Origin of the sequence: Accumulibacter sp. (genome assembly GCF_031732815.1) — a bacterium.
GTDB lineage: Bacteria > Pseudomonadota > Gammaproteobacteria > Burkholderiales > Rhodocyclaceae > Accumulibacter.
This window is the reverse complement of sequence record NZ_JAVMKF010000056.1, coordinates 1-7,767: the sequence shown is the minus strand read 5'-3', so window position 1 is coordinate 7,767 and position 7,767 is coordinate 1. Positions and strand designations below refer to the sequence as shown.

Annotated in this window: 9 protein-coding genes; all 9 read left to right on the top strand. The window is 66.1% G+C overall.

What is annotated here, in order from left to right:
- Positions 1-69 precede the first annotated feature (69 nt).
- Positions 70-546, top strand: a complete 477-nt coding sequence (locus RKP46_RS04905) for a 4Fe-4S dicluster domain-containing protein (protein WP_311105587.1) — start codon at positions 70-72, stop codon at positions 544-546.
- Positions 547-558: 12 nt separating this feature from the next.
- Positions 559-2,406 (top strand): aldehyde ferredoxin oxidoreductase family protein, encoded by a 1,848-nt coding sequence (locus RKP46_RS04900; RefSeq protein ID WP_300333269.1) that lies wholly within the window; start codon positions 559-561, stop codon positions 2,404-2,406.
- A gap of 69 nt (positions 2,407-2,475) precedes the next feature.
- Positions 2,476-3,726, top strand: coding sequence for an FAD-dependent oxidoreductase (locus RKP46_RS04895; protein WP_311105586.1), 1,251 nt, complete (start codon positions 2,476-2,478; stop codon positions 3,724-3,726).
- A 4-nt stretch (positions 3,727-3,730) separates the two neighbouring features.
- Positions 3,731-3,982 (top strand): MoaD/ThiS family protein, encoded by a 252-nt coding sequence (locus tag RKP46_RS04890; protein WP_300333273.1) that lies wholly within the window; start codon positions 3,731-3,733, stop codon positions 3,980-3,982.
- The gene (locus RKP46_RS04885; protein ID WP_311105585.1) at positions 3,975-4,280 is read left to right on the top strand and encodes a hypothetical protein; all 306 of its coding nucleotides are present in this window, start codon (positions 3,975-3,977) and stop codon (positions 4,278-4,280) included. The genes RKP46_RS04890 and RKP46_RS04885 overlap by 8 nt, the downstream gene beginning before the upstream one ends.
- Before the next feature lie 57 nt (positions 4,281-4,337).
- Positions 4,338-5,066 (top strand): ABC transporter permease, encoded by a 729-nt coding sequence (locus RKP46_RS04880; protein WP_311105588.1) that lies wholly within the window; start codon positions 4,338-4,340, stop codon positions 5,064-5,066.
- Positions 5,066-5,785, top strand: coding sequence for an ATP-binding cassette domain-containing protein (locus tag RKP46_RS04875; protein ID WP_311105584.1), 720 nt, complete (start codon positions 5,066-5,068; stop codon positions 5,783-5,785). The genes RKP46_RS04880 and RKP46_RS04875 overlap by 1 nt, the downstream gene beginning before the upstream one ends.
- A complete protein-coding gene (locus RKP46_RS04870; protein WP_311105583.1) occupies positions 5,761-6,567 on the top strand; it encodes a substrate-binding domain-containing protein in 807 nt (268 codons plus the stop codon). The genes RKP46_RS04875 and RKP46_RS04870 overlap by 25 nt, the downstream gene beginning before the upstream one ends.
- A 4-nt stretch (positions 6,568-6,571) precedes the next feature.
- Positions 6,572-7,767 (top strand): gephyrin-like molybdotransferase Glp (gene glp, locus RKP46_RS04865; protein ID WP_311105582.1); only part of this gene is annotated, 1,196 nt, incomplete at its 3' end.

Genomic DNA, 7,767 nt, shown 5'->3' with positions numbered 1-7,767 from the left:
TTGTTCAACGGGTCGCGCCGCAACGTTCTGACGACGCATTGGCCAGCAGTTCATCATGGAGGAAACGCAATGCAGAAGTCGCTTCACATCGATCCATCGAAATGCACCGGTTGTCTGCAGTGCGAGATGGCGTGTTCCTACGAACATACGGGCGCGATCAACCCGTCCCGGTCGCGCATCAAGGTCTTCGATTTCGAGCACGAGGGCCGCAAGGTGCCCTATACCTGCACCCAGTGTGCGGACGCCTGGTGCATGAACGCCTGTCCGGTCGACGCGATCGTGCTCGATCTACTGACCGGCGCCAAAGTCGTCAAGGAGGCGAACTGCGTCGGTTGCAAGGTATGCACCATTGCCTGCCCGTTCGGCACAGTCAATTACCTGGCCGAGGTGGGCAAGGTCCAGAAATGCGACCTGTGCAGCGGCGACCCGAAATGCGCCAGCGCCTGCCCGACTGGCGCGATCACCTATGTCGATGCCGAGTGGACCGGACTGGACCGCATGCGTGCCTGGGCAGCCCGCACTAACACGGCTGCCGTTGCCGCCTGAGGAGGAAAGATCATGGGATGGAACCGTAAAGTCCTGCGTGTGAACCTCACCGCCGGCACCTGCACTCCCGAGCCGTTGAACATGGCCTGGGCCAACGATTACCTGGGCTCACGCGGGCTGGCCTCGAAGTATCTGGTCGAAGAAATCGATCCCAAGGTCGACCCGCTGTCGCCGGACAACAAGATGATCATGTCGACCGGTCCGCTCACCGGGACAATGGCCTCGACCGGCGGCCGCTACACGGTAGTAACCAAGGGGGCATTGACCAACGCCATCGCCTGTTCGAACTCGGGCGGCTTCTTCGGCGCCGAAATGAAGTTCGCCGGCTGGGACATGATCATTTTCGAGGGCAGGTCGCCGCGGCCGGTGTATCTGTACGTCGAGAACGACAAGGCCGAACTGCGCGACGCGACGCAACTGTGGGGCAAGACCTGCTGGGAAACCGAAGCGGCCATCAAGAAATCGCACCAGGATCCGCTGATCCGCGTTTCTTCGATCGGTGCTGCGGGCGAAAACCAGGTCTTGTTCGCCTGCATCGTCAACGACCTGCACCGCGCCGCCGGGCGCTCGGGCGTCGGTGCCGTGATGGGGTCGAAGAACCTCAAGGCGGTCGCCCTGCGCGGTACCCGGGGCTTCTCCGGGATCAAGGATTTCCCGGCTTTCCTGGCCGCGACGACGGCCGCCAAGAAGGTGCTCGCGGAGAACGCGGTAACCGGTCAGGGTCTGCCGAAGTACGGTACGCAGGTCTTGATGAACGTGATCAACGAAATCGGCGCGCTGCCGACGCGCAACCACCGCGACGTCCAGTTCGAGGAGGCCGGCCGGATTTCGGCCGAAGCGATGCACGAAAAGCGGCCGACCGACGGCCGGACGCATCTGGTGAGCAATGCTGCGTGCTTTGGCTGCACGATCGCCTGCGGACGGATTTCCAGGATCGATGAAACGCACTTCAGTGTACGCAACAGCCCGCAATACTGGGGCGCCTCGGGCGGCCTGGAGTACGAGGCAGCCTGGGCACTCGGCGCAGCGAACGGCGTCGGCGATCTCGAGGCGCTGCAATACGCCAACCTGCTGTGCAACGAACACGGGATGGACCCGATCTCCTTCGGCGCGACGGTCGGCGCGGCGATGGAACTCTACGATCTGGGCATCCTGAGCAGCGAGCAGATCGGCCTCGACGCCCGCTTCGGTTCGGCCGAGGCGCTGTGCAAGCTGGCCGAGATGACGGCGCGCGGCGAGGGTTTCGGACGCGAGCTTGGCCAGGGTAGCGCGCGCATGTGCGCCAAATACGGCCGGCCGGAACTGTCGATGAGCGTCAAGAGTCAGGAATTCCCGGCCTACGACTCGCGCGGCATTCAGGGCATGGGCCTGACCTACGCAACCTCCAACCGCGGCGCCTGCCATCTGCGCTCCTACACCGTAGCTTCGGAAGTGCTTGGCATTCCGGTCAAGACCGATCCGCTGGTCACCGAAGGCAAGGCCGAACTGGTCAAAGCCTTCCAGGATGCGACCGGCGTCTTCGACGCGGCCGGCATCTGCGTGTTCACCAGCTTCGCGTGGACGCTGGCTGACGTGCAGCCGCAGGTGCAGGCGGCGTGTGACGGCGACTGGTCGATGGACAAGCTGAACGAGGTCGGCGAGCGTATCTGGAACCTGGAACGTCAATTCAACCTGGCGGCGGGTTTCACCGCCGCCGACGACGATCTGCCGCCACGCCTGAAAACCGAGGCGGCCCGCACCGGACCGGCCAAAGGCTTGGTCAATGGCATCGACAAAATGCGGCCGGAGTACTACAAGGTACGCGGCTGGGATGCCAACGGCGTGCCGGAAAAGGCCACGCTGGAACGTCTGGGCCTGTAGCCGGGCAAACCTCTCCCGAAGCGGGGTGGCGCCAGCCGCCACCCCGCTTCGCCTTGCGGAGAAGCCAACATGAAACATCTCATCCTGGGCAACGGCCCAGCCGGGGTACTTGCCGCCGAAACGCTGCGTCACCTCGCTCCCGACGACGAGATCCTGCTTGTCGGCAGCGAGGCCGAGCCGCCGTATTCGCGCATGGCGATTCCCTACCTGCTGGAAGGCAGCATCGACGAATCGGGAACCTGTCTGCGCAAGTCGGCCGGCCATTACGACGGCCTGCGCATACGCCAGCGGCAAGGGCGCGCAGTCGCGCTCAACACCGAGCAGCGAACAGTACTCTTCGCCCACGGCCAATTCGAGGCTTACGACCGCCTGCTGATCGCCACCGGATCGCGTCCGGTGCGGCCGCCAATCCCGGGCATCGACCTGCCGCAAGTACAGACCTGCTGGACGCTCGACGATGCGCGCGCGATCGCTCGCCTGGCCAAGCCCGGCGCGCGCGTGTTGCAGCTCGGCGCCGGCTTCATCGGCTGCATCATCATGCAGGCGCTGACCCGGCGAGGTGTGCAACTGACCGTGGTTGAGCTTGGCGACCGCCTGGTGCCGCGCATGATGACGCCGGCGGCGGGTGGCATGATCAAACGCTGGGTCGAGAAACAAGGCGTGCGCGTGCTGACCCGCGCCGGCGTCGACTTCATTGCGCAGGGCGAGGACGCGCCGCTGACGGTGACGCTGTCGACCGGCGAGAAGCTCGCTTGCGACCTGTTGATCGTCGCTGCCGGCGTGGCGCCGAATGTGGCTTTCCTGGAAGGCACTGCCGTGCATGTGGCGAAAGGCGTCCTGGTCGACGACAGCATGCAGACCTCGGTGGCAGGAATCTACGCGGCCGGCGATGTCGCCGAGGCGCCTGACCTTTACGCTGGCCGTCATCTGGTCGCCGCCATTCAGCCCAACGCCGCCGACCAGGCGCGTATTGCAGCGGTCAACATGGCCGGCCAGCACAAGGCGCGGATGAAAGGCGTACTCGCGATCAACGTGCTCGATTCGCTGGGCATGATTTCCTCATCGTTCGGCGAATGGCAGGGCGTCGCCGGCGGCGACGGCGTCGAGCAGATGGACGAGAGCAACGGGCGCTATATCAGCTTGCAGTTCGACGGCGAGATCCTGATTGGCGCCACGGCGATCGGACTGACCGAGCATGTCGGCGCGCTGCGCGGCCTGATTCAGGGGCGAATGAAGCTTGGTGCGTGGAAGCGGCGACTGCTGGAAACGCCAACGCGTTTCGCCGACGCCTTCATCGCCTGCCAACGACCGAACAGTTGACACGATGCGCCTGACGCTCAAGCTCTATGCAACGCTGAGCGATTATCTGCCGGCTGGCGCCAGGAACAACCAGGTCAGCCTCGAGGTGGCCGAGTCGGCGACCGTCGCCGAGGTATTGCATCCCTTGGCGCTGCCGCCACGGCTGACCCATCTGGTACTGGTCAATGGCAGCTTCGTGCCGCCCGAGGAGCGGCCACGCAGACGCCTGGCCGAGGGCGATGTTCTCGCCGTTTGGCCGCCGATTGCCGGTGGCTGAAAGCGGCTTGCCCTGGCGCAGCGACCGCGTCCGGCAGATGACTTGCACCGCCGAAGAGTTTCGCCGAGCGCTGGTCGCGGCCTTCGGCGCAGCCGTTTCGCGCACGCCGAACGGCCTGCTGCTCGCCGGTCGGGACGCCAGCCTGACGTTCGCCTTGCGCGAGCAGCCGCCGCTCCGCCTGGCGGCGCTGCAACTGGCCAGGCTGCGCGTCGAGATCGGCGTGCATGCCGGCGACGATCTTGCGGCGCAAGACCTGCTCGCGCAGGTCGACCGGGCAACGCTGCGCGGCGGCGGCTAGCGCGCGGTGACCGCCGAGCGCACCGGCCAGACGTCAGACTGAAGGTCGACAATGAACATGAGGCAGAGGAACTCCGCCTGGCTGATCGCCCTGACCGTCTGCGGCAGCGCTGGCTACGTGCTGCTTGCCGACTGCGACCCGCGGCTGCTCGAGATCGTCGGCCTCTCGCTCTTCGTCAGCCTGAGCGCACTGTGCATCGGCGCGCTGCTTGGCCTGCCGCTCGGAGCGTGGCTCGCCGTTTCCCGGTTTCCCGGACGCACCGCCCTGGTCGTCGCGCTGAACGCGCTGATGGGCCTGCCGTCGGTGGTCGTCGGCGTGCTCGTCTATCTCGCCCTGTCGCGCAGCGGCCCCTTGGGAAGTTTCGGCCTGCTCTATTCGCCGACAGCAATGGTCATTGCGCAAAGCGCGCTGGTCTTGCCGCTGATTGCTGCGGTTGCCCGGCAGATCATCGAAGACGCCTGGCAGGAGTACGCTCCCGAGTTCTCGCTCATCGGCATCGGCCGTCTGCACGCCGTCGGCTTGCTGCTCGCCGACTGCCGATTCTCGCTCACGGTAGCCACCCTCGCCGGTCTCGGGCGCGCGATGTCGGAGGTCGGTGCAGTGATGATCGTCGGCGGCAACATCGAAGGTTATACCCGGGTCATGACGACGGCCATCGCGCTCGAGACGAGCAAAGGCGATCTGGCGCTGTCGATCCTCCTCGGCTGCATTCTGATGACGATCATTCTCGGCCTGAACGTCATCGCGCACGCGCTGCGCACCTGGGCCAGCCGGCGGTATGGCTGATGTTTCCACTGCGCATTTCAGGGCTATGTTGTCAGCCGAACGGCCGCACCGTGCTCGATGGCCTCGACCTCGAGCTATCCGGCGAGGGAATCAGCGTCATCCTGGGCGCCAACGGCAGCGGCAAGACGCTGCTGCTCCGCCTGCTCGCCGGCTTGCTGCCGGCGGACGGCGGAACCATCCGATGGGGTGGCGCAGCACGCCCCGACGGGCGGCTGGCGATGGTCTTCCAGCAGCCAATGATGCTGCGCCTGTCGGTTCATGCCAACGTCGAGTTCGCGCTGCACCCGCAAGCCTTGAGCGCCGCCGAGCGGAATGCAAGGACGAACCATGTGCTTGCCCGCGTCGGCCTGGCGCACCGCACCGGCGACTGTGCCCGCCTGCTCTCCGGCGGTGAGCGCCAGCGCCTGGCTCTGGCGCGCGCCTGGGCGATGCGGCCGCGCCTGCTGCTGCTCGACGAACCCACCGCCAGCCTGGACCCGAGCGCGACCGAAGCGGTCGAACGGATCATTCGCGAAATCCGTACCGATGGTGCGAAGGTCCTGATGAGCACGCACAATCTCGGCCAGGCGACGCGTCTGGCCGACGACGTCGTTTTTCTGGCCGACGGACGTGTGCAGGAGCACGAATCGGCGCAACGCTTCTTTGCCCGTCCGCAATCCGCTGCGGCGCGCGCTTTCATGCAGGGCGAACTGCCATGGCGCATCGCTTTCGAGCACTGATCGCTGTTCTTGGTCTGCTGTTCGGAGCGGCGCAGGCCGGCGAGACGCTGCTCGTCGCCTCGACGACCTCGACCGAGCAGTCTGGCTTGTTCGGCTGGCTCCTGCCGAAGTTCGAGCAGGCGACCGGCATCAAGGTGCGCGTCGTTGCGGTGGGCACCGGCCAGGCGCTCGACATCGGCCGCCGCGGCGATGCCGATGCGCTGCTCGTCCACGACCGCGCGGCGGAAGAGAGCTTCGTTGCCGAGGGCTTCGGCAGCTACCGCAAGGATGTGATGTACAACGATTTCGTCCTGATCGGACCGCGCAGCGACGCGGCCGGCGTGCGCGCGGCAGCGAACGCCAGCGGCGCGCTGCGCGCGATTGCCCGCAGCGGCCTGCCCTTCGTCTCGCGCGGCGACCGCAGCGGTACGCATACCGCCGAACTTCGCCTGTGGAAAGAATCCGGCGTCGACCCGAAAACGCTCGCCGGCTACAAGGAAACCGGCAGCGGCATGGGACCGACGCTGAACATGGCCGCGGCAACCGGTGCCTACACGCTGTCCGATCGCGCGACCTGGTTTGCCTTCCGCAATCGCCGCGACCTGGATGTGCTGCGGGCCGGCGATCCACTGCTGTTCAATCCCTATGGCGTGATACCGGTGAACCCGGCGCGCCATCCGCATGTTAAAAAGGAGGCCGCCGAGCGCTTTGCGCAATGGTTGACCGCGCCTACCGGCCAGCAGGCGATTGCCAGCTTCCGTGCCGACGGCCAGCAAGTCTTCTTCCCCAACGCCAGGAAATGAAGCCATGACCGATACCACATCCTGCCAGTCTCCCGCCCTCGACGATGCCAGCCTGTCGGCCGACGAAGCGCGCCAGCGCATGCTGGACAGCGTCGCGCCGATCACCCACGCGGAGAAGGTTCCGGTACGCAATGCGCTCGGCCGCATCCTGGCGGCCGACGTGATCGCGCCCTACGACGTTCCGGCGCACGACAATTCAGCCATGGACGGTTACGCGGTGCGTTTTGAAAGCCTCGCCCGCGACGGCGAAACCGCCCTGAGCGTGGTCGGTTCCGCCTTTGCCGGCAACGCTTTTTCCGGCCTGGTGGGGCGCGGACAGGCGGTGCGCATCATGACCGGTGCGGTCCTGCCGGCCGGCGCCGATACGGTCATCGTGCAGGAAGTCACCCGCGTCGCCGGCAACACGGTTTTCGTCCCCGCCGGCCAGAAACAGGGACAGAACACGCGCCGAGCGGGTGAGGATCTGGCGCGCAACGCGATCGCCCTGCCCGCAGGCAAGCGGCTCGGGCCGGCCGAACTGGGCCTGATTGCTTCGCTGGGCATTGCCGAGTTGTCGGTACGCCGTCGCCTGCGCGTGGCTTTTTTCTCGACCGGCGACGAACTGGCGTCGATCGGCTCACCGCTCGCACCGGGCGAAATCTACGACAGCAATCGTTACACCTTGTACGGCCTGCTCACCCGGCTGGGCGCGGAGATCATCGACCTCGGTGTCGTTCCGGATCGCGCCGAGGCACTCGAAGCCGCTCTACGCGAAGCCGCCGAGATTGCCGACGCGATCATCACCACCGGCGGCGTGTCGGTCGGTGAAGCCGATTTCATCCGCGAAATCCTCGCCCGGCTGGGCCAGATCGGCTTCTGGAAGCTGAAGATCAAGCCGGGTCGGCCAATGGCTTTCGGCCGCATAAGCCAGGCCTGGCTGTTCGGCCTGCCGGGCAATCCGGTATCGGTAATGGTCAGCTACGCGCAGTTCGCGCTCGATGCGCTGTTGCGGCTGTCCGGCGTCGATCCGCTGCCGGTGCGCCCCTTGCTGCCGGTCGTCGCCGCCAACGCAATCCGCAAACAGCCTGGCCGGCGCGAGTATCTGCGCGGCCGCGTAAGCGAGGTCGATGGCCGCTGGCAGGTCTTTACGCTGCCGCACCAAGGGTCGGGAATCCTGCGTTCGATGTCGGAAGCCAATTGCCTGGTCGTTCTGTCCGAGGC